The organism is Flavobacteriaceae bacterium (assembly GCA_014075215.1).
Classification (GTDB): domain Bacteria; phylum Bacteroidota; class Bacteroidia; order Flavobacteriales; family Flavobacteriaceae; genus Polaribacter.
The window spans coordinates 2,031,302-2,056,424 of sequence record CP046177.1; the positions used below are offsets into that span (position 1 = coordinate 2,031,302).

General features: G+C 31.0%; 23 protein-coding genes. 19 read left to right on the top strand and 4 right to left on the bottom strand.

Going from position 1 to position 25,123, the window contains the following annotated elements:
- Positions 1 to 1,197 carry a hypothetical protein gene (locus GKR88_09995; GenBank protein ID QMU64583.1) on the top strand — a complete coding sequence of 399 codons (1,197 nt, stop codon included), beginning with the start codon at positions 1 to 3 and terminating at the stop codon, positions 1,195 to 1,197.
- Here the strand turns inward: GKR88_09995 and GKR88_10000 are convergent.
- Complete coding sequence (locus GKR88_10000) at positions 1,194 to 2,813, bottom strand: hypothetical protein (GenBank protein QMU64584.1); 1,620 nt, start codon at positions 2,811 to 2,813, stop codon at positions 1,194 to 1,196. The genes GKR88_09995 and GKR88_10000 overlap by 4 nt on opposite strands.
- Before the next feature lie 6 nt (positions 2,814 to 2,819).
- On the bottom strand, positions 2,820 to 4,229 hold the full coding sequence (locus tag GKR88_10005) for a MerR family DNA-binding transcriptional regulator (protein QMU64585.1): 1,410 nt from the start codon (positions 4,227 to 4,229) through the stop codon (positions 2,820 to 2,822).
- A gap of 336 nt (positions 4,230 to 4,565) precedes the next feature.
- Between GKR88_10005 and GKR88_10010 the strand changes: the two genes are divergently transcribed.
- The 14 genes from GKR88_10010 to GKR88_10075 all read left to right on the top strand — a co-directional run bounded on the left by GKR88_10010 (position 4,566) and on the right by GKR88_10075 (position 20,195).
- Positions 4,566 to 6,308, top strand: a complete 1,743-nt coding sequence (locus tag GKR88_10010) for a DUF262 domain-containing protein (protein ID QMU64586.1) — start codon at positions 4,566 to 4,568, stop codon at positions 6,306 to 6,308.
- A 269-nt stretch (positions 6,309 to 6,577) separates the two neighbouring features.
- Positions 6,578 to 6,922 (top strand): helix-turn-helix domain-containing protein, encoded by a 345-nt coding sequence (locus GKR88_10015; protein ID QMU64587.1) that lies wholly within the window; start codon positions 6,578 to 6,580, stop codon positions 6,920 to 6,922.
- 8 nt (positions 6,923 to 6,930) lie between these two features.
- Complete coding sequence (locus tag GKR88_10020) at positions 6,931 to 10,068, top strand: N-6 DNA methylase (protein QMU64588.1); 3,138 nt, start codon at positions 6,931 to 6,933, stop codon at positions 10,066 to 10,068.
- 267 nt (positions 10,069 to 10,335) lie between these two features.
- Positions 10,336 to 10,707: a transposase gene (locus GKR88_10025; protein ID QMU64589.1), complete on the top strand. Its 372-nt coding sequence runs from the start codon at positions 10,336 to 10,338 to the stop codon at positions 10,705 to 10,707.
- Complete coding sequence (locus GKR88_10030) at positions 10,707 to 11,564, top strand: IS3 family transposase (GenBank protein ID QMU64590.1); 858 nt, start codon at positions 10,707 to 10,709, stop codon at positions 11,562 to 11,564. The genes GKR88_10025 and GKR88_10030 overlap by 1 nt, the downstream gene beginning before the upstream one ends.
- Positions 11,565 to 11,783: 219 nt before the next feature.
- Positions 11,784 to 12,485 carry a hypothetical protein gene (locus GKR88_10035; protein ID QMU64591.1) on the top strand — a complete coding sequence of 234 codons (702 nt, stop codon included), beginning with the start codon at positions 11,784 to 11,786 and terminating at the stop codon, positions 12,483 to 12,485.
- Positions 12,486 to 12,908: 423 nt separating this feature from the next.
- Positions 12,909 to 13,898, top strand: a complete 990-nt coding sequence (locus GKR88_10040; protein QMU64592.1) for an IS1595 family transposase — start codon at positions 12,909 to 12,911, stop codon at positions 13,896 to 13,898.
- 281 nt (positions 13,899 to 14,179) lie between these two features.
- Positions 14,180 to 15,853, top strand: a complete 1,674-nt coding sequence (locus GKR88_10045) for an N-6 DNA methylase (protein QMU64593.1) — start codon at positions 14,180 to 14,182, stop codon at positions 15,851 to 15,853.
- Positions 15,854 to 16,038: 185 nt separating this feature from the next.
- Positions 16,039 to 17,340: a tyrosine-type recombinase/integrase gene (locus GKR88_10050; protein ID QMU64594.1), complete on the top strand. Its 1,302-nt coding sequence runs from the start codon at positions 16,039 to 16,041 to the stop codon at positions 17,338 to 17,340.
- 12 nt (positions 17,341 to 17,352) lie between these two features.
- Positions 17,353 to 18,162 (top strand): hypothetical protein, encoded by an 810-nt coding sequence (locus tag GKR88_10055; protein QMU64595.1) that lies wholly within the window; start codon positions 17,353 to 17,355, stop codon positions 18,160 to 18,162.
- Positions 18,163 to 18,233: 71 nt separating this feature from the next.
- Positions 18,234 to 18,515 carry a helix-turn-helix domain-containing protein gene (locus GKR88_10060; GenBank protein ID QMU64596.1) on the top strand — a complete coding sequence of 94 codons (282 nt, stop codon included), beginning with the start codon at positions 18,234 to 18,236 and terminating at the stop codon, positions 18,513 to 18,515.
- 4 nt (positions 18,516 to 18,519) lie between these two features.
- On the top strand, positions 18,520 to 18,924 hold the full coding sequence (locus GKR88_10065; GenBank protein ID QMU64597.1) for a hypothetical protein: 405 nt from the start codon (positions 18,520 to 18,522) through the stop codon (positions 18,922 to 18,924).
- Between the two features lie 72 nt (positions 18,925 to 18,996).
- Entirely contained in the window at positions 18,997 to 19,926 is a 930-nt protein-coding gene (locus GKR88_10070; protein ID QMU64598.1) for a hypothetical protein, read from the top strand.
- A gap of 68 nt (positions 19,927 to 19,994) precedes the next feature.
- Positions 19,995 to 20,195: a hypothetical protein gene (locus GKR88_10075; GenBank protein ID QMU64599.1), complete on the top strand. Its 201-nt coding sequence runs from the start codon at positions 19,995 to 19,997 to the stop codon at positions 20,193 to 20,195.
- Positions 20,196 to 20,474: 279 nt separating this feature from the next.
- Here the strand turns inward: GKR88_10075 and GKR88_10080 are convergent, their stop codons facing one another.
- Positions 20,475 to 21,428, bottom strand: coding sequence for a DDE transposase (locus tag GKR88_10080; GenBank protein ID QMU64600.1), 954 nt, complete (start codon positions 21,426 to 21,428; stop codon positions 20,475 to 20,477).
- A 22-nt stretch (positions 21,429 to 21,450) separates the two neighbouring features.
- Entirely contained in the window at positions 21,451 to 21,801 is a 351-nt protein-coding gene (locus GKR88_10085) for a transposase (GenBank protein QMU64601.1), read from the bottom strand.
- A gap of 305 nt (positions 21,802 to 22,106) precedes the next feature.
- Between GKR88_10085 and GKR88_10090 the strand changes: the two genes are divergently transcribed.
- The 4 genes from GKR88_10090 (at position 22,107) to GKR88_10105 (ending at position 25,047) form a co-directional block, all read left to right on the top strand.
- Complete coding sequence (locus GKR88_10090; GenBank protein ID QMU64602.1) at positions 22,107 to 22,484, top strand: hypothetical protein; 378 nt, start codon at positions 22,107 to 22,109, stop codon at positions 22,482 to 22,484.
- Between the two features lie 4 nt (positions 22,485 to 22,488).
- Positions 22,489 to 23,115 carry a hypothetical protein gene (locus tag GKR88_10095; protein ID QMU64603.1) on the top strand — a complete coding sequence of 209 codons (627 nt, stop codon included), beginning with the start codon at positions 22,489 to 22,491 and terminating at the stop codon, positions 23,113 to 23,115.
- A 703-nt stretch (positions 23,116 to 23,818) separates the two neighbouring features.
- Positions 23,819 to 24,190: a transposase gene (locus GKR88_10100; GenBank protein QMU64604.1), complete on the top strand. Its 372-nt coding sequence runs from the start codon at positions 23,819 to 23,821 to the stop codon at positions 24,188 to 24,190.
- Entirely contained in the window at positions 24,190 to 25,047 is an 858-nt protein-coding gene (locus GKR88_10105; protein ID QMU64605.1) for an IS3 family transposase, read from the top strand. Before GKR88_10100 ends, GKR88_10105 begins: the two co-directional genes overlap by 1 nt.
- Positions 25,048 to 25,123: the final 76 nt, after the last annotated feature.

Below are 25,123 nucleotides of genomic sequence, written 5' to 3' on the forward strand. Positions count from 1 at the left end.
ATGAGAATTCTTGTTCAACCATACGGTGCAATCACTTTAGGTGCTTTTCTTAAGGACATTCTTTCAGGAAAGCATGGTGAATTTAAAGTGTTTCAATCTTGTGTTGCTTTTGCCAAGCGATCTGGAGTTCGTCATATTCAGGGAGAAGTCAAACAATTTTTAGAAAATGATGGAAATCAAGTTCGAATAGTTGTAGGCATTGATCATTCTGGGACGAGTGTAGAAGGTCTGGAAGGCTTATTGGATTGTTGCACAAAAGGGGAAGTTTGGATTAATCACTGTGAAGATAAGTTTGTAACATTTCATCCTAAAATCTACCTGTTTGAAAATGATGAAAAGGCTATATTAGTAATAGGCTCTCAAAACCTTACCGAAGGTGGTCTTTATACAAATGATGAATCTTCCGCTGTTTACTGGCTCAATATTGGTAATAAAGCTGATGATGAATTGCTTGCTGAAATTAAATCGTACTTTGATATTTGGTGTGACCCAAAATCTGAAAACAGTAAGCAACTTGACTCTAGTTTTTTAAAAGTCTTGACAGAGAATGGTAACATTCTTCCTGAAGTGTTTTTGACCAATGGAAAACAAAGTTCAACCAAATCCGAGCCATCGACAGATTCCATTCAGAAAGAAGCACTTTTTTCAAAATCTCAAGTTAAAAGATCTGCCCCGAGAATTTCAGTCAGTAAAGCGACTAAAGCTATAGAACTCAAATCAGAAATTCCTACATCTGATTTGTCTTCTACTGGATTTGTAATGACTTTGCAAAAAACAGATGTTGGAACAGGTCAAACAACAAAAGGTACAAGCCGAAGGTCGCCAGAAATATTCATTCCGTTATCAGCACGAGATTTTGCGCCAGACTTTTGGAGGTGGAAAGAAAGTTTTACAGAGGACAAAAAAAGGCCAGGAAAATTTGACCGATTAGGAGTAAAGATGCGTATAGGCGGAGAAACAGCTATTGTAAATATGATGACTTGGCCTGTTAAGCATGATTTTAGACTAAGAAGTGAAGTACTTAGGAACGCTGGAAATATCGGTGATATTCTAAGAATTGAAAGAGTTGATGGCTCTGACGAATTTTCTTATTATGTCGAAATAATTCCTAGAGGGACAACTTCATATGATCAATATTTAGCTCTTTGTTCAAACAGTACTAGAAATTCTAAAAAAACTTGGGGATACTACAACTAAGCTTTCCTAAAGAAAAGAATAGACTCTGCTTTCCCAGCATTTTTCTTAAAAATATCTCGAGAAACTAACATATCCATAGATAGTTTTTCCTCCAAAATCAGCCCACAACTTTCACCAAGTTTAGCCAATAAATTGTCCGTTTCAATTTCAATTCTCGTATCTCCAGAATTTGTATGATTATTTCCGACAACAACAAAAGCCATTCCCCCTTGTCGTAACAATAGTTTATATGACTCAAAGATTCTCTTCATATCAAAAAAATATTTGGAAAGCAATGGCGGTAGATTTTCGCGCCTGAAACCAACTTTGTTTTTTTGATTTAGATTGTAAATTAAATCAATCAAATCTACTATTTCTTGTGTCAGAAAACTCTTATGCTTCAAATAATACGTCCAATACGCTTCTCTGTTTGTTTTAGTTATCTCTCTGTTTCCAATCATATCATAATCCCTTTCCCTATGTCCTGACCTAGAAAGAAAGTTTAAATAATATAAACTTAACCTATCTGTATCAAGATAAGGGAGTGCAGTAGCGTATGGTGGTGAAGTTATTATGGCATCAATCTTACCGACCTGATTTTTGAAAATTTGTGCTGATTTACGGCTATCACCTTCAAACAATTGATTTTTACCAGTATTAAGACCTTGATTTTCATATAGTAGAACCAAAATTGAATTAACTGATCGATCCAACTCATCTAAAAACAACTTTGAGACATTTATTTCTGAATTTTCAGGTATATGTTTACGAACTCTTAAGTCATCATCTTTTTGCCATGATATGTTTCTTATAATATTACTCAAAGCTACCTTGAACAAGTTTTTACAGACAACTTCTTTTACCTGCTCAATTCGTGCAACAATACTGTCTAACTCAACTAAAACATCTTCGGAAAACCAATTCTTTAAATACTCTTGGTCTTCTATAGATAAGCGTAAAAACCATTTTAATTTATTGTTCTTACTAAGACCTTGATTTGAGATTTGTTGTCTTAATGTTTTATACTGTTCTTCTAACAATTCGGGATTAACATTTAGAACATCACATTTAGTTTGTGAAATAAAAACTGATAGCGGATTTAAGTCAAGTCCAAAAGTCTGACACCCCATTAACATTGATTCAACTAAAGTAGTACCACTACCGCACATTGGATCCATCACCTTAGATGATTCTGATGCTCCGGAGATATTGAGTAATGATCTCACTAACTGAGGGAAAAATTTTCCTCGATATTCATGAATTCCATGCGGACCATATCGAAGATTTCTTCTGTTTATCTTAGGGACATTTCCATTAAATGGTAATAAATCTTGAAAATCTAAAGGGTATTTATCTTTCTTCAGCAAGGTGGTCGTAGCTTCTACCCTGACTTGTTTTGTAACAATATGCTCTAATTCATTACCATTATATACTCTTTCCCAGTATGCTAAGCGATTAGCAAGTTCTTTTTGAGAAAACTTTGATTGGACTGAAAAATTAAGGCTATCTAGTTCATTTCCTTTTATTGGCAGTGGATTACTTCCTGCCAATGCTTCTAATTCTTTAAATGCAAGAACTCTCTCAAAAGGCTGAATATATGACTTAATTACACAATTTATTTGATATAAATTTTCCATTAGTATTTAATTAAGTCTATTCTTTAATATTACAATATGCTCTTCTCTTATCTTTCCAATTTTAGGATTAAATGATTTGCGAGTACTTTGAAGGGTGCGGTTTATGTTTGCTTCAACTTTATAACCTAAGCCCTTTGCAACTTCAATAAGTAACTCATCATTTTTGATCCTTTCTCCTTTCAAAGTGGAATCTCCTATAACAAAACAAGCATAGCCATTATTACGGATCATATGTGTCAACCAAGATAATATTGTATAAAGCTCTCCTCTGAAAGTATCTGCCGTAGCAGCATTTTTACCTTTCCGACTATACTTTCTATGACTTCCTATTTCATCTTGTTTAAATGTAGGTTGATCCATACCAAGCCACATCATTCTAGTTCTGTGATATAAATGATAACTATACGCATTTGGATAAGGAGGGGAGCATACAACTAAATCTACTGGAGGAATTTCTGGAGGTAGTAATATGCTAGACTGGAGGACTTGTGCTTTATATGGAGTTATAACTTCTTCACTGAACTCCAAAGATTTTTTAATCGTATGCCTTAGTGCCCTGACAAATTGTTTGAATGTATCTCCAGGCTTCGTGTTTTTTTCTCTTCGAACATATCTCGTATCTGAATCTTGTCGAGATACGATAACTATAATTGATGAAAAAGCGGTCAAGGCTAAATCTCTAACTCTTAAATTTTCAATCCTCAAACACACCTCTTTTATATAGGATAATTCTTCTATAACATGTTGATCAAACCAGTCCTCAACTCCCTTAAATTTGTGTTTTTCTACGTAATTATAAAGTGTTTCACCAAATAAAGTGAGCGTTCCTGTTGAGAAATTCTCACTTAATCCCTCTGTGTCTTTCGCCAGATTAACTAAGATCTCAACCTCTTCTTCATCAATAACGTGCGTCTTAGCCCTACTCATCAAACAAGCTAATGGATTTGAGTCAATCCCAATCGCGTTACATTCTAACCGCAGAGATTCAACCAAAGTTGTACCACTTCCACAAAACGGGTCGAGAATAGTGTCTCCAGTAGAAGCTAGTTCTCTAATTAGAGTTTTTGGAATCTGCGGGATGAATTTTGCAGGATATGGATGAATAGAATGTGTGAGATAGCTACTATTAGCATTATTAAAATCCCAATCCACTTTATGAAGTTGAGCTATTTTGAGACTTGCTGGATTTGTTTTTTCATACACTTCTGCAGGTTCATTTACCAAATTAATAGAGCCTTGAGAACCATTTGCGAAATTCAAAATATCGGAAACCTGAGAATCGTTAAATACTCTCCATCCATTTCTATTTCTATCTGGTTCTTGGATTTTGCCCTCTCTTAGCCACCTTAATATTGTGTCCTTATGTACGCCAGCTTTTTGGGCGACTTGTTGAGTTGTATAATTTTCCACATCCATCCTTCAAGTATATGTAAGTATATGCAAATATATGTATATTTGAAAAATAAAGAAATTCTGCCAACGCTATTTGCACATTACCATCCTCGTTCCTGCGGTGGCAAAGAACAAAGCCAACGCACAGATAAAAAGAATTAAAAAATCAAATAAAAACCTCTTCTCCCCTCGCTTGGGAATAGGGAAAAAGAAAATAAATAGTAAAAAGAAACGGCAATGCTAATCGGGCTACAGTAGCTAACAAGGTGTATAGGTCATAGCCTCCCTTCGGTCAGCAACACCCCATACACAGATCGTTAGGCACAAGCAAAACCAAACCAACAAACATTTGAACAAAATATGGGACAATTCAGAGATGTATCAATAAAAAATGTCATTGAGGACTTAAATCAAAGCTACTTTCTTCCAGATATTCAGAGGGAATACGTTTGGTTAAGAAAAGCCAAAGAAAAGAAAATTGAACAACTTTTTGATTCCATTTTACGAGGTTACCCAATTGGTTCGTTTCTGTTTTGGAAACTCAAGAAAGACGATATTGAAACCAATAAAGACGCTAAAGAAGATTCGGAAAAACTGAACTTCCAGCTGTACAAGTTCATTGAAAACTATGATGAACGAAAAACACACAATGAAAAGGTCAATATTGAGCAAATAAATTCAGACGATTTATCTATCGTACTTGACGGACAACAAAGGTTAACTTCACTTTATATAGGACTTAAAGGGACGAGAACTCTAAAAAAACCTAAAGCTTGGTGGGATAATCCTAACGCATTTGAGGAAAAACAACTCTTCTTAAATTTAAGATACAAACCAAACGAAGAAAATCCAGATGATAACTTTGATTTTGATTTTTTACGAAAAAATACTGTTCCAAAAATTGACGAAAACAACTATTGGTTTAAGGTTGGCGAAATTCTTCAATTAGGAAGTATCGTAAGTTACGCTAGAGAAAACAACCTTTCTGACAACGAAGCAGAAATATTAGAAAAATTAAAAGACGCTTTTTGTACAAAAAGCTTGATTTCATATTTTGAGGAAACAGAAAAAAACCTTGACAAGGTTTTAAAAATCTTTATTCGTGTAAATAGCGGTGGAACACAATTATCATATTCAGACCTTTTAATGTCAATTTTGACTGCGAATTTCTCAACCGATATTCGTGATTTAATGAACAAGTTTGTTGATTCAATAAAAGAACAAGGTTTTGGTGTAATGGGCAGAGACCAAGTACTAAAAACTTGTTTACTCTTGACGGAAAGCAACCATATCTTTCAACTAAAAAACTTCAGCAAAAGTAATATCAACAAAATTGAGGATAATTGGGAAGAAATAACCGAAACGATTTTTAAAGCAACAAAACTTCTAAAAGAGTTTGGTTATACAAACCAACTCTCGTCTGCTTATATTTTATCAGCTGTTGCTTATTACATTTTTAAAAAGAAAACCATAACACAAGAAGACAAAACAGAATTACTGAAATTTGTGCGAAACGCACAAATTACCAGTTATTTTACCACTTCTTTAGATGGTAAATTAGAGGTTGTCGCCAAAATCATTAGAACAGCTGAAAATTTTGAAATAGTTAATAAAAATCTAACTACAAGCAAAGTACAACCTTTAAAAATATCAAGTGACGATATTGACAGAATGATGGATTTTCAATATGGGAATCCTGCAATTCTTCCGATTTTACAAATTTTATATCCAAATCTAGATTATAAGAATTCAACTTTTCATATTGACCATATATACCCGAAATCAAAATTCAAACAAAAGAACACAGATTTAGAAGAAGATTATCTAACAGAAGCTAATTTTCTCTACAATCTTCAACTACTGCAAGGAGAAGAAAATTTAGCAAAAAAAGCAAAAGATCCTGAAAAGTGGTTGAATGAACATTTTTCTAGCAACATAGAACAAATTAAGGCATATAAGGAAAGGAATTATATAGAACCAAATTTTGAACTGAATTGGAGTGTAATTAAGGAGTTTGACGAATATCGAACCGAAAAAATAAAGAGCAAACTAAAAGAGATTTTGCTTACCGAGAAAGAAATGCCAGTGCCTAACAATGTATAAAAATAATAGCGGTTTAATCGCTAAAACGAAAGTAAGTAAATATAAAAAAGGTCTGTGTTTAACCGAAAAGTTAGTGTGTGTAATCCGCTACTATTCTTATACTAGACCGTTACCTGCAAGCTAAAAAAGCCAACGCACAGTCAAGCACATTTAGTTTTTGCCGACACGAAATCCAACGCTGAAAAAACTAAAAGAGCTTGCCTTTTCCCTCTCAAAAATTCGTTATTCTCATATTAATTTGATAGATTTGCAAAAATCGCCAAGTCAAAATGAGCAAGGTAAAAATGGAAAGTTTCGGTAGTTATATAAGAAGGCTTAGAACTGAAAAGGGGCTAAACCAAACAGAATTAGCTGCAAAAGTCAAACTTGACAGCGGAAGTATGAGCAAGGTCGAAAACGACAAAAAACACTTGGACGAAGAAAAATTGATACTTCTTGCAAAGGCACTTGATATTGATACTGAAATTATGAAGAAGCAGTATTTAAGCGACCAATTCGCCAAAGAATCTGTAAAATATAAAGTTGAAGAGTCGAGAACGATATATGAGCTTGCAGAATCAAAAACTAAATATTATCTAAACAATAATGTTAAACAAGGTACTCTTAAAATATAACCAAAATTATGAGTGAAGAATTATTACAAAGAGACCTTCAAAAAAATCCCGAAAAAATTGGGAAATGGGACTTTTACAATATTGGAGCAACTTCTGTAAAAGCTCTTAAAGAATACGGAATTATTCGTAATGTAAACTACGGAAAAGAAGAAAGAAAAAAAGTTGACGCTCTAATTGTTCAGCAAAAGAATGTAATTGTTGTTGTTGAATACAAGAAGCCTTCTGAGTTTAAGACTAAAGCTGAAAAGAACAAAGCAATCAAGCAAGAGATTGAAGTTGCTAAAAAAATCGGCTCAAATATTATCATTGCCACAGACACAAAAGAATCTGTTTGGGTAAATGTAAAAACAGGTAAACGAATAAAAGATGAAGATGGGAAGGAGTTGAAATACAACTTTAATCCAAAAGACGAAAAACTTCCAGATTTAATTGAGAAAATAATTTCGTCAATCAATGAAATTAATGACCAAATAAAGCCAAAAAAATTAGTCAATCCAACAGATTTAGCAAAGCAAATTTGGCAAGACATTTGGTCTGTCAGTGGTGCAACGCCTGAAAATTGCCTTTACACTTTTGTCGAGCTTTTTATTTTTAAATATTTAAGTGATTTAGGAATTCTCGGTCAAGGAATAAACTTTGACCATTTACAGGAAAGATATGATTATCAAATTGACAATCCAGATGAAGAGGCTTTAGGTTATTATGCACAAACAATTAGACCTCAAATTAAAAACCTTTTTCCTCCAGGGATGGACGGAACAACTATTATTAACGGGACAATATTTGTAAGTAAAGACCAGAAAGCAGTAAAAGGTTATAGCACTGTATTCAAAAAGGTTTTAGGTAAATTCAAAACTTACGGAAAGCTTGAATACATTGATAAAGATTTCAAGAGCCAACTATTTGAAAGTTTCCTTAAAGAAAGTATAAGCAAAAAGAATTGGGGTCAATTTTTCACTCCACTAAAAGTAATTAGAGCCATTACAGAAATGGCAAAAGATGATATTAAAGTTGGTTCAAAAATATGTGACCCAGCTTGCGGAGTTGGAAAATTCTTGCTTGAACCAATTTTCACAAAACTTGACCAGTTTTACGAAGTAAAAAATGGGAACCTCAAACCTAAAGTCACAATTCACGGATATGATAAAGGATTTGATAAGGACGAACAAAAAACCATAATATTAGCAAAAGCTAATATGCTTATTTATTTTTCTGACCTATTAAAAGAAAATCCAAATATCACTAATGATTTTGCAGACTTGTTCAATGAAAGTTTCGTCTTAAAAACCAACTCTATTTTAGGAACACTTTCAGATGCGGTTGAAAATGAATATGACCTTATCTTGACGAATCCTCCTTATGTAACAAGTGGCAGCAGTAACCTAAAAGAAGAAGTCAAAAAAAATGGCGATTTAGTTAACTATTTTAAAGTTAACGCAATGGGAGTTGAAGGGTTATTTATGGAATGGATTATTAAAGCCTTAATACCAAATGGTAAAGCATTTATTGTCGTTCCTGATGGTATTTTTAATCGTCAAAATGACAAAAACCTAAGGCAATTTATAGTTGATGAGTGTTTCATTGATGGTATTATTTCACTACCACTTAACACTTTTTTCACCACTAATAAGAAGACATATATTTTAGCTCTCACCAAAAAAGCTGACAAGAAAGAAAAGCAAAAATCACCTGTATTCTCATACTTGGTAAGTGAAATCGGAGAAAGTAGGGATGTTTACCGTTTTGACATAGAAAACAATGATTTATCTGAAGCAGTTACACTTTATTCATTTTTCAAAGGCAATAAGGAGAATTTTGCTAAAATAAACACAGATAAAAGGTGTAAAATATTTCCTTTTAAAACCTTTGGGGAGAGCATTGAGAAAAGTTGGATAATTGACAAATGGTGGTCGGAAGAGGAAAAAATTGAAATTGGATTAAGTGAGAAAAAGGAAAAAGTAGGTCTTTTAGAATTTTCTTCCTTGGTTGAAGATATTGCAGTTTCAATAAGCGGCTTCCAAGAAGAAATAAAAGAGCTTTCAGAAAAAAAAAAGTCTGAACTAACCTATTTAAACTTTAAGATTAAAGACTTATTTTCTATAGAAAGAGGAAAATCGAAATACACTAAAAAATATGGAAATCAAAACAAAGGCAATTCCCCTGTTTATTCTGCTTCTAACAACGCTCCTCTAACTTATATTAACTCGTCTGACTATGATGGAGAATATTTGACTTGGGCTACAAATGGTTTTGCAGGTTATATTATGGTTATTAATGGTAAATTCTCTATTAATGCAGATAGGGGACTTTTAAAACCAATAAAAGAAAATATCAATATTACCTACATAAAAAACGTATTAGAACCAACATTGAGAGGTCTTGCAAAAGGACGAAAGGGAGAAAAAGGAGAAGATGAATTTACAAAAGTTTATCCCTCAATGATTGAAAATGTAGAAATTAAAATGCCTGTTAATGAAAATGGCAATTTTGATATTGAAGCTCAAGATGAAATTGTAGATAAGATTCTCTTCACGGAGGAGATAAAATCAATAATAGAGAACTATAAATCTCAATTAAATGATTTGATAATTCAGTTTGACCAATTTCAATATAAAGACGTTCTAATATCCAATATATTTGAACTCCCACCCATTAAAGGTTTGACAAAGACGTTTATTAATAAACACAAAGGAAATATCCCTGTTTATGGTGGTAAAATCAAAGAAATTCCCATTGGTTATATTTCAGATAATTTAACGAATGTTAAATATTTTGAGAATTGTTTAGGTTGGAATCGAGAAGGTTCTGTTGGATATGTTTTTCTTCATAATCATAAGTTTACAACAAATGACCACCATAGACCGCTCATTTTGAAAAACGAACACATTTCTAATATAAATCTTGAATATGCCAGATATGCTGTTGAAGAAACATTATTGAGCCAAGGTTTCAAATGGAGTAAAACTGCAAGTAAAGAGAAAGTTTCTAAACTAACATTTAAAGTACCTGTAAATAAAGCAGGAGAAATAGACATTGATATTCAGAATGAAATTGCACAAAAGCTTAAGAAAATAAAAGAAATCAAATTTTCAATATCTAAAGAGCTTGATAAAATATTATATAGCAATGTTGATTATGTTGAATAGCCAACACATAAAGCCATACACATTTGCAATTCGCACCAGCCAAAGCTAAAGCCAAAAATTGCAAAAGAGCTTGTTACATTGAAATAAAAAGACAAACTGAATAATTTGAAAGTCAATCTGAACGAAAAAGCCCTGTGGCTAACAACGTATAAAATTAATTGCTGGTTTTAGCCAATTTACGAAAGTTATCGCAGACTTTAAATCTGTGTTTTATTTACTAACTTTAGTGACCCGTCCTGAAATATGTATACAAAAAACAACAAGTATATGTATAAAAATGATGGATATGTAAGACGTTATAGTGAGAGTTTTAAACTCAAAGTATTAGCAGAACTTACCAAAGGAAACCATTCCAAAAGACAAATTGCCTTAACTTACGGCATACAATCTAGTACGATAAACGTATGGATTAAAAAATATGACCGTAAAGATTTAATGAACACCCGTGTAACCGTGCAAACAGACGACGAATTATCCCGTATTAAAGCCCTTCAAAAAGAGCTAAAACAACTCAAAGATCTTCTTATTAAAAAGGATCTAGATAAACTTGTGAATGATAGTTATCTTGAAGTAGCTGCTGAAAATCTTGGCTATAAAAATGTTGAAGAATTAAAAAAAAACTTAAACATAAAGCCTTAATGAAAATAGCACCGATTAATAGAAAAAAAAGAAGGTACGCCATCGCTACTATTTGTAATGCTTTCGAGTTAAAAAGAGATGCTTATTACAAATATCAAAAAAGGTTTGTTCTTAAAAAACAAATAGAACAAAATGTAATAATGCTTGTTAAAAAAAGCAGGAAAACATTACCCAGAGAAGGTACTAGAAAGCTAATGAAATCCTTACATAATGATTTTAGGAAACAGAATATAAATATAGGTAGAGACCAGTTATTTAGAATCTTAAAAGAAAATAATTTGTTAATTAGAAGGAAAAAATATTCTTCTAAAACAACCAACTCTTACCATCGTTTTTATAAATATAAAAATATCATAAAAGACCTGATCATTAATAGACCTAACCAAGTTTGGGCTTCGGATATTACCTATATAAGAACTATAAATGGATTTTGTTATTTAGCACTTATTACTGATATGTATTCAAGAAAAATAGTAGGCTATGATATTAGTGATAGTTTAGAACTTAAAGGCTGTGTTAGAGCTTTAAATAAAGCTATTTATCAAACTAAAAATACCGAAGAAATCATACATCATTCTGATAGAGGAATACAATATTGTAGCAATGTTTATACTCAAATTTTGAAAAGAAAAAAGATACAAATCAGTATGACCCAAGAAAATCATTGCTACGAAAACGCAATGGCCGAAAGAGTTAACGGAATTTTAAAAGATGAATTCTTCCTCGACCAAACATTTACAAATATCAATCACGCCAAAAAAGCAACAAAAAATGCAATCAAATTATATAATAATAAAAGATTACATTTATCTTTAGATTATAAAACACCTAATTACGTGCACAAAAATGTAGCATAAATTTTAATAATTAACTGTAGCCCTATTTTAGGACGAGACATTAAACAAACATAACGGTCAAGAGCGGACTGACCCTCCAAAATCGGAAAATGTGAAAGTTGAAACCGAAATAAAAGAAAAAGTAAACCGAGTTATCGAAAATCGAAAGAGTAGAAAAAATTATTAACTTGGAAAAGTCTTAAAAAATTGAAAAAGATTTTTCCCCTAAAACTAAATATTATGAATATTTTAAAGTTTTTAAGAATACCATACTTATCTATATTTATGGCTTCATTGATATTATTTGTTTCTTGTGAACAATACGATGCCCCAGAACAAATTCAAAATAAATTTGACTATTCTTCTTTTAATAATTTCAAGAGTAGTTCTTATTTTGATGATATTGTTAAAAATGTAAAAAGTAGATTTTCAAAATCGAAAGAGAGTACTAATCAAATTGTACTTGATGAAGTAAATGCTCAATTGGGTACTAATATTGAAATTCCAAATGATGCTTTACAATTATCAATTGAGATGAATCCGACTGATATATTGACTATCGCTAAAAACAATAGTTGGTTAACTCAAGAAGATGTTATAATTACTAATGAATTTATTGAAGATATGGAGTCTAAAGGGTTTGACATTGCTGTTGAGAATTACGAAAGTAATATTTTGGCTGTGAATTTGTCAAATGAAGAATTTGCTAAAAAAAATCTTTTTATTAATATGGTAAAAAGTATGGAGTTTAAATACCCAGACTTATATGATAATAATGAATCAGCACAAGCTAAATCTTGGTTAAAATGTGCAGCTGCTTCTATTGCTTTAGCGTCTGCAATTGCAGGTACTTTATCATGTGTAACAATTGCTGCTTGTGCTCTAGCTATGGTTTTGGTTTATGCAGCTTCAAATTCTTTTGCGGATAATTGTTTAGAATAAATTTTTGATATTATGTGGAAACCTTCAAAATTAACATTATTAATTTTAATTTTAATCACTTCTATTTCAGGAGGTATAACTTTAAGTTATGTCGATTGGGAGGCCATAAAAATAGGTAAGAAAATTTTCGGTGAATTAAAATTACCTATTATTTTTATAATTTTAAGTCTTTATTTTCTATTTCCATATGTGAAAAGATTAAAAGAAGACAAATCTGAATAACGTGGCATAACACGGTATATAAAAAATAGCAGTTAAGTGCAAGTTTTAAAATTTGTGCTTTTCTGCTATCTTTATTGTTAGATTGAAAGTAACAGCATTTTTACTCTGCTACTTTTCATATACTAAAACCGTTAGCTATAATTAAAAAAAATAGCTAAGTTCTAATAAATATATGTATTATCTTTGATAAAAACAGATTATATGATTCCATCAGATTTTAGAGATTATTTCACAAACAGTTCTACAGCTACTCAGCAAGAGATTGTGTCGTCTTTACTATCACTGTCTTTGCAAGGGAGTGCTGTTAAAGATGATAAACAGGATAAAGCTATTACCTGTCCACATTGTACAAAGAAACGTATTCGAGCCAATGGTAAACTCAAAGGTGTTCAGCGTTATTTTTGTAATGATTGTAAGAAGAACTTTAGTGAGACTACAGGCAAGTTTTGGTATGGTATAAAGAAGAAAGACAAATTAAGCAAGTATCTATACTGCCTATTGTCTGGCTATAGTATTAGGAAAAGTGCCAAAGAAACAGGGATATCCATTCAAACCTCTTTTGATTGGCGACACAAATTACTCACCTCATTTTCTAGTGTTTCAGTAGAAGAATTTCAAGGTATTGTTGAGAGTGACGATTTGTTCTTCGCTTATTCAGAAAAAGGAAATCGTCATTTAGATAGAAAACCAAGACAACGCGGTGAGAAAGCAAGCAAAGCGGGCATAAGCAATGAAAAAGTAGCCGTAATTGCTACTTGCGATAGATCTGGAAACAAAGACTTTAAAGTAGCAACCAGAGGTCGTATAAGTAAAAAGGACTTAGATAAAGTACTCAAAGGAAAGCTCAACAAAGTAGAGGTCATCTGTAGTGATAGTCATAGAAGTTATGGTGCTTTTGCAAAAGCAAATACACTTAATCATAAAAAGTTTAACGCCTCAAAAGGACAGCGAACTATAGATAAAGTGTACCACGTACAAAATGTTAATAATATGGATATGCGATTGAGAAAATTTATGGAGTCTTTCAATGGTGTTGCAACAAAGTACCTTCAAAATTACTTGAACTGGTTCTTGGTTCTTGAAAAAATTAAGAATTCCACTAGCAAAATGACCGTTGTTACTGCTATTGCTTCAAATAGCGTATGGTATGAATATAAACAACAACTATTTAATATGTTAATTAGAACTTAGCCATAATTTATAGAACCATTACCTTTTCCAAAGGAAAATTTCAATTCGAATGTCGAATTAGTAACTGAGATTTCAGTTTTAGCACAAACTATTCAGCAAACACAAGAGCAATACAAGCACTCTTCTCCTCGCCAAAAGACAATATTGAAAGCTAGTCTAAGTGAGTGTTGGACAAATCTTGATAGCAAAGTTTATCAACTTTATGATTTAACTGCTGACCAAATTTCCTTTTTCAACGAAAGAGGGAGAAATATTAACCGCCTAGAAATACTTGATAGATTATGATTAGTAAAGACATATCTAACTTTCTAAATGAACTTTCTGATGATTTATTAATTGTCAATAAGCTTATTGTTGGTGCATACCTTCAATTCAACAAAATAAAGGTAAATAACAATAAATTAATCATTTCTTGCATTGAAGGTAATGATGTAAAAACCATTAATACATTTATCAAACTAATAGAGTTAAAAAATGGGAAATTCGATTTTGAAGATGTTATTCACTTATTCGAAACGAGTATTCCTTCAAAAGATATTTCTGTAAATGGAGCTGTTTACACACCAAATTATATAAAAGATTACATAGTTCAAGAGACGCCATTAAAAATAGAAGATTCAGATTTACCAACTATTAAAGTGTCAGACATTGCTTGCGGAACGGGAGCTTTTTTATATACTGTAGCCCAAGAAATAAAGGGAAAAACTAACAGAAGTTACTTTGATGTTTTTAAACAAAATATTTATGGTCTTGACATCTCTGATTATACAATTACAAGAGCAAAAATTTTATTATCCCTTTTAGCAATCTCAAACGGAGAAGATGAAAAGGAATTTGAATTTAATTTGTTAGTTGGTAATGCCTTAAATTTCGATTGGAATAATCAAATAAATCAATTCAAAGGTTTCGATATAGTTATTGGCAATCCTCCTTATGTAAGAGCTAAAAATTTAAGCGAAGAAACTAAATCACTTTTATCAAATTGGGAAGTTACAAAAACTGGTAATCCTGATTTATATATTCCATTTTTTGAAATAGGTCTTAAATATCTAAAACCAAATGGAATTCTTGGGTATATAACCGTTAGCACTTTCAAGAGAAGTGTAAATGCTAGAAATCTTAGAGAATACTTTAAAACGAATCTATTTGATTTGAAAATTCTAGATTTTGGCAGTTCACAAGTATTTGCAAACAAGTCAACTTATACCTGTATTGTATTTATCGAAAAGCGAAAATCCAAAGAGGTTAAATATCAAAAAACAACAGCTAAGGATTTTTTGAATAAAAAAATTGTAGATTTTACTCATATCAATTACAATCTATTAAACACCAAAAAAGGTTGGATTTTAAATAAACCTGACGTTTTAGAAAATATTAATAAAATTGAAAATATTGGGATTCCATTAGGCGATAAATTCCCAATAAGAAATGGTTTAGCGACTTTAAGTAATGATATTTTCATATTTAAACCAATCAATGAAGATGAAAATTATTTCTATCATCAGAATGGAAAATTGCACAAAATAGAAAAAGGAATTTGTAGAGATATTATAAAACCAAACAGACTTAAAACTGAATCGGAAATTCCCACATTGAAAGAACAAATAATTTTCCCGTACTACCAAATGAATGCTCAAGCCAATCTTTTTGACTATAAACCAAATAAGAAAATTGCTTTTGAGGAAGACTACTTTAAGGCTAATTTCCCAAACGCATATAAATATTTAGAAGGAAACAAGGCTCAACTATTGAATAGAGATAAAGGAAAAAACACAAAATACAAATGGTTTGAGTTTGGAAGAACCCAAGCATTGAATGATTTTGGGAAAAAGTTGTTATTTCCTTATATGGCTGGACAGCCTTACTTTGTTTATACCGACCAAGATGACTTATTGCTTTATGCAGGTTATGCAGTTTACTTTGATTCAAAATGGGAACGGAAACTTACAATTTAGACACTTTTAAATTTTCCTTTAAACATTACAAAACCTCAATAAAAACAACACAATACCTTTATTTAAAGGCGTAAATTCAGTTACAAAAAAATTGTATAATATTTAATAGTGTTGCAAAATTGATGTCTAAATGTTGTCTAAACTATTATTTTGACTATTTTTGAAGTGTTCAAAATGTTTAAAATATGGCATCAATTAAATTATCTATTCAAAGTAAATCTGATAATGCACAAATTTATTTAAGGCTCTCAATCCGAAGAGGTTTTTATCTAAAACGAAAAATAGGCTTATCAATTAACTCAAAAGATTGGAGTTCTGCAACTGGACTACCAAAGCAAAACAATCCTACAAACAAAAACCTTACTACAAAACTAAAAGACCTATCAAATAACATACTTCAAAACCTCAACGATGTAAATAGCAAAGGCGAAGAAATTGATGGCGACTGGTTAAGTTATCGTATTGACTTATATTTTAACCGAGTTCAAGAAATCGGAAAACAAAGTGATTATTTGTTAGATAGTTTACAAAAAATCATAGACACTGCACCAACTCGAAAAAATGGAAAAGGCGGTATTGGACTATCTAAAAGCCGTGTCAATGGATTTAATGGACTGAAAAGCACTTTAGAAACGTATCAAAAAGCAAAAAAGGTTAAACTAAAAGTAAAGGACATTAATTTAAAATTCGTGAATGATTTTACGGAATTTATGCAAGGTCTTAAATACGCAAACGGCAATACCCAAAAGAAAATTTCAGATATTAAAACCGTTTGTTTAGATGCTCAAGTAAATGGTGTTGAAACCAGTCCGCAATTACTAAAGGTTACAGGAATAAAAACCCAAAACGATTACATCATTTATTTAACGGAAACTGAACTTGAACAAATAGAACAAACCGAATTTAAACGTGAAGCATTGATTAATGCTAAAAAATGGTTGTTATTAGGTTCGTTGGTAGGTCAAAGAGGTAATGATTTGCTCGACCTTGACAACAGCAACATAACGCACAAAAGAGGTTTAAAACTCATAGAGTTAACCCAAAAGAAAGGAAACAAAAAGGTTTTTATTCCATTTTCGACAAAAATGGAAATCCTTTTAAATGACGACTTTCCCTATAAAATAAGTATTCAAAAATTCAACAAGCACTTAAAAGATGTTTGCAAAATTGCTGAAATAAACACTATTACTAAAGGTTACAAACACGATAATAAAATTAAACGCAAGGTTTTAGGCGAATATGAAAAGTGGGAATTAATAACATCACACGATTTAAGACGAACATTTGCTACTAATAATTATGGCGAAATGCCAACGCCATTAATTATGAGCATCACAGGACACGCAACCGAAAAAACCTTTTTAAACTACATCGGTAAAACAAGTATAGACCACGCTCAACAGATAGCAGACTACTATATTAAACAAGCCGAAAAATCACAAAAGAAGTTTAAACCAACCATATTAAAAAACAAGAAAGTATCATAAACTATTATTCAAATGAATTTAGCAGAAAAGCACAGTGTAAAATGGGAAAATAGATATGATATTTTAAGCCCTAAAACGAGACATAATATTATTGACGATTTAATAGAACCGTTTAAAAAAAGAGGTTTAGAAAGGGAAAAATTAATAGCAGAACACCCAAGATTAATTGACGAAAATGGAAACCCAACTGAACGCCTTTTGATTACAAATAACAGATACATTGACGGTCATATTACTGGGTTTCATTCAGACGAAAAAGGTGGTTATTCTATTTTTCAAGCAAAAAATAGGATTGAAAATGAACAATGGCAATACATTATAAAAAAACGAGAAAAACTATCAATTTTAGCCAAACTACAAAGGTCATTGAATGAGTCAAATATCGACTACTCTAAAATACAAGAAACCAAAAATGAAATAGATGTTTTGTTTGTAGATATTTTTGAGATTAAAGAAGATACAAATACCAAAAACATTATTTTAAAGAAAGGTTTTCCTAAATATTGCGAAATAGGTTCTTTATTTGCTCAAGGGTTTATTTCAAAAAAAAGTAATAACTCTAAATTAGGATTTAATTTTTATTACAAGGAATTAGAATTTGAAAGCGTAAAAAAACTTGCTGAATACCTTGAGGATGAAGTTTTAAAAATTGATACAGGTGTTAGGCAATACATCAACGACACTTTAACAGACAACGGACAAAAAAACTTTTATCGTTCAAAAGGAATGATAAAAAAGGTATTCAATTATTGTAAGGAAAAAAACATAAAAACAACTCAATCTTTTCAATCAAAATACAGCAACTTAAACAACCTGCACTAAAACTGCACCGTGCAGACAGTTTAGTGATAGAAAAATAGATAGTAATTGCGAGAAATTTAAAACTCGTAATTATGAAATCTGTACAACTTATTGAACTAACACCAGAGCAATTACAAACTGCAATAATTGACGGTGTAAAAGTTCATTTAAACGAACTTAAAAAATCATTTCAACCCAAAACACCAACAGAATATTTAACACGTTCAGAGGTTGCGGATTTACTAAAAATAAACCTTTCAACAGTTTACAACTGGACTAAAAACGGAATACTTACAAGTTACGGTATTGGTGGCACAAGAATTTACTACAAGCGTAAAGAGGTAGAAGAAGCAATTGTTAAACTAAATCAGTAAAGCAATGGCAAGGCAAAACCCAATTAAATACGTTTTTAACGTATCTAAATCATTTAAGGAAGTTAGGCACTACAAAAGTGAAAAAGTGATAACAGAACCTAATCTTTTAACCACAGACGTAAACATAAGCAAAGACAGAAGGTATAACAATTCTCAAAACGTGTCTTATTGGCTTAAAATCCGTGAGAAAAAGAAATGGAGCAAAGACATTACTGGTTTAAAAGTAACCGACAAACCGTTATTGTATTATGGCGATATACCTACCAAGCATAACAATAGAAATATTCCAACTCATTTACTGGTGTTTAAATTCAATCGTGGAGGTAGTCAATTGATTATTTACTTATATCGGAACTATTACCCAAGTAGTATTCAGAAACTACAAAGCATTTTATCAAACCATTACTAAAATAAAAAGAGGGTTCGCAAAAACCCTCTTTAATTGTTCAAATGTTTAGGTAATACGGCAAGGCATTACCTAATGCAAATATACACATTCGCATTGATTGATTTTATTAAAATACTGGTTAAATCTCCTAAAATTGAGCATCTATACTCCAATCCTAAACTTACTTTTTTTAGGAAAGAATCAAGACATACAGGAGAATACAAAACTAAAGAAGTGGCAGATTATCATTTCTGTAAAGTAATAATTTATGAAAATGGAACTGTACTTTTTAAAGGCAGTATTCATAAATTTTGGAACTCCCTAAATCAATGTATAGCACCAAATTTTAAAATGCACAATTACACAGGATATAATGGTAATTTATTTACACTAAAAAATGTAAACGAAGTATTTAAACACTTAGAAAAATTGTTTGGTTGCAAACTTCAACAAATGCTAATTAGAAGCATAGAGTTCGGAATTAATTCAGATGTTAATTTCAACCCTAACAAATTCTTAACAGGTTTGTTGTTTCACATAGGGAAGCCTTTTGAAAGTCAGTATAACCGAACGTACTTTGAAGCAATACACCAAAAATATAAAATCAAGATTTATAATAAATCCTATCAATTTAAAATGCCAAATAATGTATTACGATTTGAGATAAAATATTTCAAGATGTGTGAATTAAAAAAAATAGGCATTTACACTTTACAAGATATTAATAGTAAAACCATATTAGAGGTATGCTCCATTATTTTAAAACGATTTGATGAGGTCATTTACTTTGACAAATCAATATCAAAAAAACAATTAACTAAAAATGAAAAAGAACTATCAAAAAACTATTCAAATATTAATTATTGGATTGACGATTTAAAGGCTATTCACAGACATAGACACAAAAAACGACTTAAAGAACTTATTGCAAAACACTCAAAAAATTTGCACCAACAAATCAAAGAAGATTTACTTAAAAAGTGTGTAATAATTAACCAAGTAACAAAAGATGGTTTTGTGTAATAATTAACCTTTTAATTATAGAGTTATTGATTACACATTTTAACAAACTAAAATAGATTAAAATAGTTATGGCAAACACAACAGGAAAAAAGTTTGGAGGACGTAAAAAAGGTACACCAAACAAAACAACCAAAGAGATAAGAAATGCTTTTCAGTTGATAATTGATAAGAACCTCAACAATATAGACAAGTGGTTAAACGAAATCGCAGAAACAAATCCTAAAAAAGCAATAATTCTAAATATATCAAATATGTATTATCAAAATTAAATACCATTAAAATTGAAAATAGCCAAAAAGACGACTATAAAAATATGTCAGACGAGGAACTTGAATACTGATTTAAAAGGTGGGAATTTGAATAAAAACAATAGATTAGACCGTATTTATAAACAACTACGCCCGGGCGCACGTGCGCACGTAATATAACAAATAAGATGTTTAGTATGATTTTTAATTATTGTTGACAATTAACCAAATAGGTTTATAACTAAAATATTCAATATCTTTGAAGTCGGAATAAAACGGATCAAGACTAATTGTTGTGTTTTAGGCAAAAATTTGTGTTAATCTGAACAGGAAGAATTCTACATTTTTAACACCTCTAAACTGCGCTCTAAAGGCTTTAATCTTAGCATTAAAAGATTCAGCAGAAGCATTTGTACTCCGATTGATAAAATAATTGAGTATTGACCGATAATTTATAGAAATTGTATTTGCTATTGTATTAAAAGCTTTAAAACCAGATTTTTCTACATCATTATACCAATGTGCTAGTTTTGTATATGCAATTTGTATTGATTTAGCTGTATTGAATATATTTCTAAGGCTCTGATTTAAGTTAAAAGCCTTTTGAATATCAGGATATTTTTCAAAAAGTATTTTGCTTCTTAGATATTGATTTTGTGTCCATTTTTCAGGAGATTTATAGAGTAAATATCTACTTCTAGCTAAGAGTTGTTTTCTAGTGTCCCCATTGTCAAATATCTCAGGTTGATACTCTTTACCTTTTGTTTTTGCTAACTTGATTAGGTCATTTTCTAGGTCTATTGCATTCCATCGATGTTTTATTCTAATATCTTGTAGCGCTTCTAGAGCTAGTTTTTGCACATGGAATCTATCAGTTACTTGTATGGCCTTAGGGAAACATGTTTTGGCTATATTTTTCATAGAGTTCGCCATATCTAGTGTAATTTCTTTGACTTTGTTTCTTTTTTTAGAGGATATTTTAAGTAACTGTTCTATAATGGGTTCTATCTTAGTGCCTGCAAAAACCCCTACAATAGCTCCTTTTTTACCTTTGGCTTTTTTATTGGTAATAATGGTGTAGAGTTCTCCTTTAGACAATGCTGTTTCATCAATAGATAAATAAGCACCTATATTTTCAGGAAAAACATGCCACTCTTTAGCATGTTTTTTTTGTTTCCATTGTTTAAACTCACTTAAATAATCACGATATTGACGTCCAAGTTTTTTACCATCAACTCCGTAAAATCTACCTATAGTTCTACAATCACTGGTTTCTCTATCTACTAATTTCTTTTAAAAAAGCAGCGAACTGCTCTGTCATTCGAGTCCCCTGTGCTACTAAATTCCAATCTCTTTGTACAATTTGTTTGGTCTTCCTATCTAACCATCTACGACGTTTAATGTGAAGATATACTGTGTTGCCTCGTAATGGAAAGTCTTGAATGGTAAGCTCTTTATGAAATCCGTGAGCTATCAAGATACGTTCTGATTCTTCTTTGGGAACTATGTTACGTTCTTCAAAATACAAATGCATCACTTCATTTTCAACACTATGTTTTGACAAATCAAAATGTTCAACTAACAACTCTGGTAAAATTAATTTTAGTAAATCTATATAAGTATCCAACCTCCTTTTTTTACAAAGATCACAATACTATTTTAAATTCACACACAACTTTTGAGATTGATCCAATAAAACCGTAAAATTGACATAATAAAGCATAGTAGCGTAATCGTATTTTTCTCTTAAGAAATCTCCAATTTCAAACAAATTCAGAAAATACAGTTAATCGTTACGCCCAGTTTGGGCGTGGCTGACTGTATTGAATTTGGGCGTTTGGAGATGCCTTTAAGGGGTATGGTTCAGTTTCACGCCCTTTCTTGTTTAATACGTTTTATTTGTAACTGGTAAAACATAAAATTTTATCATTTATGAAAAAAGGTACTTCATCAAAACCTTTGCGTTACGGAATAATTGGATTAATAACTGCTTTACCAAATGCCTTATTTACATTATTGTCATCGACATTCATTTTAGAAATGAGTGATACCGTTATGAGTGATGACTTAAAAACTGAACAATCACTTTTTTATTTCAAATTAGTTTTATGGTCTGCCGTAATAGGTTTTTTATTTAGCCTTATTTCAAAAAGGTTTTATCGAATTGCTGGATTTGTTATGTTGTTATGTGGCTTGTTAATTTTAATATCAATCGTAACGGCAAACGTCTTTTTAATATTTCCTGCAATCTTCTTTATAATTGGTGGCACATACTGTTTCACACAAGAAAAAATTAACACAAAACAATAATATTATGAATAAAAAACACTTTTTACTATTACTTGCAATTTTATCAATGAGTTTCGTTTTTTCACAAAAACAAGAAAAGATTAAACTCAAAGGCGTAATTATGAAAAATGACTACCATAAAAAAATATCGTGGGTTAAGTCAAAACCAGTTTCATTAGAAAGCAAAGATTTTACTGTAAGTACTTTATCTACAACTTACCTACAAATTTATTTTGGTATGATGGAAAAGAACGGCAAACCATATTTAACAAATATTAGGCTCGTTAATCATTTTGATAATAGTGATTGGATTTTTTACGATGAAGTCAGTTATCTTTTAGGTAGTCGTAAAGAAATAAGAACACATAAAGGCGTTGTTTTTAAAGTCAAGACAGATAAAACAGTTAGAGATGTAGATAATGGCGTTACAGAACATTCGGATATACTGGCATTGGGTCAAGCAAAAGAGTTTATAAAACACGTCATAGAAAATGACGAAACAAGGTTAAATGTACGTTTCACAAACAATGATGACAACAAATACCAAGATTTTACAATTAGTAGCACTAAAAAACTCAAAAAGCACTTCAAGGTATTAATAAATAATTACAATATCCTAAACAAGGCTTACAAAATTGATGAAACGTTTTAAAGTCGAAAAGACCTCAAAATAAGTAATAACTCAACAAATTCAAGTGTTTGCAAAGGATGTCAAAGTTTAGTGCTTTTTCAAAAAGATGTCTAAATGTTGTCTAAAACAGAAAATAAAAAATCTCAATATATTTAAAATCAAATAGTTGAGGTTTTTATTTGTACTCTTAAAGGGAACTGAAAGTTCTAAAAAGGATTTTGGAATCTAAATTGTTTTGGTATTACATAAAAAAAACAAGCAAACCATATTCAGGCAATTATTTTGCTTTAGCCAAGAATTACGTCAAGGATTTTGGGATTTGCAATTTGAATGAAAATGAAAAGAATTATTTACTAACGACAGACTCGTTAGAAGAGAGAAATGATTTCTTGTTTAAAAAATATAATATTAACCCGAAAGCAATAGCGGATTAGCCAACGCAAGGTTCAAGCACATTTATTTTTTTGCCAACGCTAAAGCCAACGCACAAAAAAATAAAAGAGCTTAAACCTCCAACGCTAGCAAGTTTGCGAAAAAAAAGCCAGCAGGTAACAATGTATATAAAAAATAGGCGAAACAGTAGTTGATTCGAGGGTTTTGGCTCGTATCAAACTTTGTGCTTAACCAAAAGTTTGGTACTTCGAAATCGCCTACTTTTCATATACTAACCGTTGGCACAAATACTGACCCGTCCTGAAATATGTATACAAAAAACAACAAGTATATGTATAAAAATGATGGATATGTAAGACGTTATAGTGAGAGTTTTAAACTCAAAGTATTAGCAGAACTTACCAAAGGAAACCATTCCAAAAGACAAATTGCCTTAACTTACGGCATACAATCTAGTACGATAAACGTATGGATTAAAAAATATGACCGTAAAGATTTAATGAACACCCGTGTAACCGTGCAAACAGACGACGAATTATCCCGTATTAAAGCCCTTCAAAAAGAGCTAAAACAACTCAAAGATCTTCTTATTAAAAAGGATCTAGATAAACTTGTGAATGATAGTTATCTTGAAGTAGCTGCTGAAAATCTTGGCTATAAAAATGTTGAAGAATTAAAAAAAAACTTAAACATAAAGCCTTAATGAAAATAGCACCGATTAATAGAAAAAAAAGAAGGTACGCCATCGCTACTATTTGTAATGCTTTCGAGTTAAAAAGAGATGCTTATTACAAATATCAAAAAAGGTTTGTTCTTAAAAAACAAATAGAACAAAATGTAATAATGCTTGTTAAAAAAAGCAGGAAAACATTACCCAGAGAAGGTACTAGAAAGCTAATGAAATCCTTACATAATGATTTTAGGAAACAGAATATAAATATAGGTAGAGACCAGTTATTTAGAATCTTAAAAGAAAATAATTTGTTAATTAGAAGGAAAAAATATTCTTCTAAAACAACCAACTCTTACCATCGTTTTTATAAATATAAAAATATCATAAAAGACCTGATCATTAATAGACCTAACCAAGTTTGGGCTTCGGATATTACCTATATAAGAACTATAAATGGATTTTGTTATTTAGCACTTATTACTGATATGTATTCAAGAAAAATAGTAGGCTATGATATTAGTGATAGTTTAGAACTTAAAGGCTGTGTTAGAGCTTTAAATAAAGCTATTTATCAAACTAAAAATACCGAAGAAATCATACATCATTCTGATAGAGGAATACAATATTGTAGCAATGTTTATACTCAAATTTTGAAAAGAAAAAAGATACAAATCAGTATGACCCAAGAAAATCATTGCTACGAAAACGCAATGGCCGAAAGAGTTAACGGAATTTTAAAAGATGAATTCTTCCTCGACCAAACATTTACAAATATCAATCACGCCAAAAAAGCAACAAAAAATGCAATCAAATTATATAATAATAAAAGATTACATTTATCTTTAGATTATAAAACACCTAATTACGTGCACAAAAATGTAGCATAAATTTTAATAATTAACTGTAGCCCTATTTTAGGACGAGACATACGAGCGACGAAACTGACGACTAGAAATGTTAAAA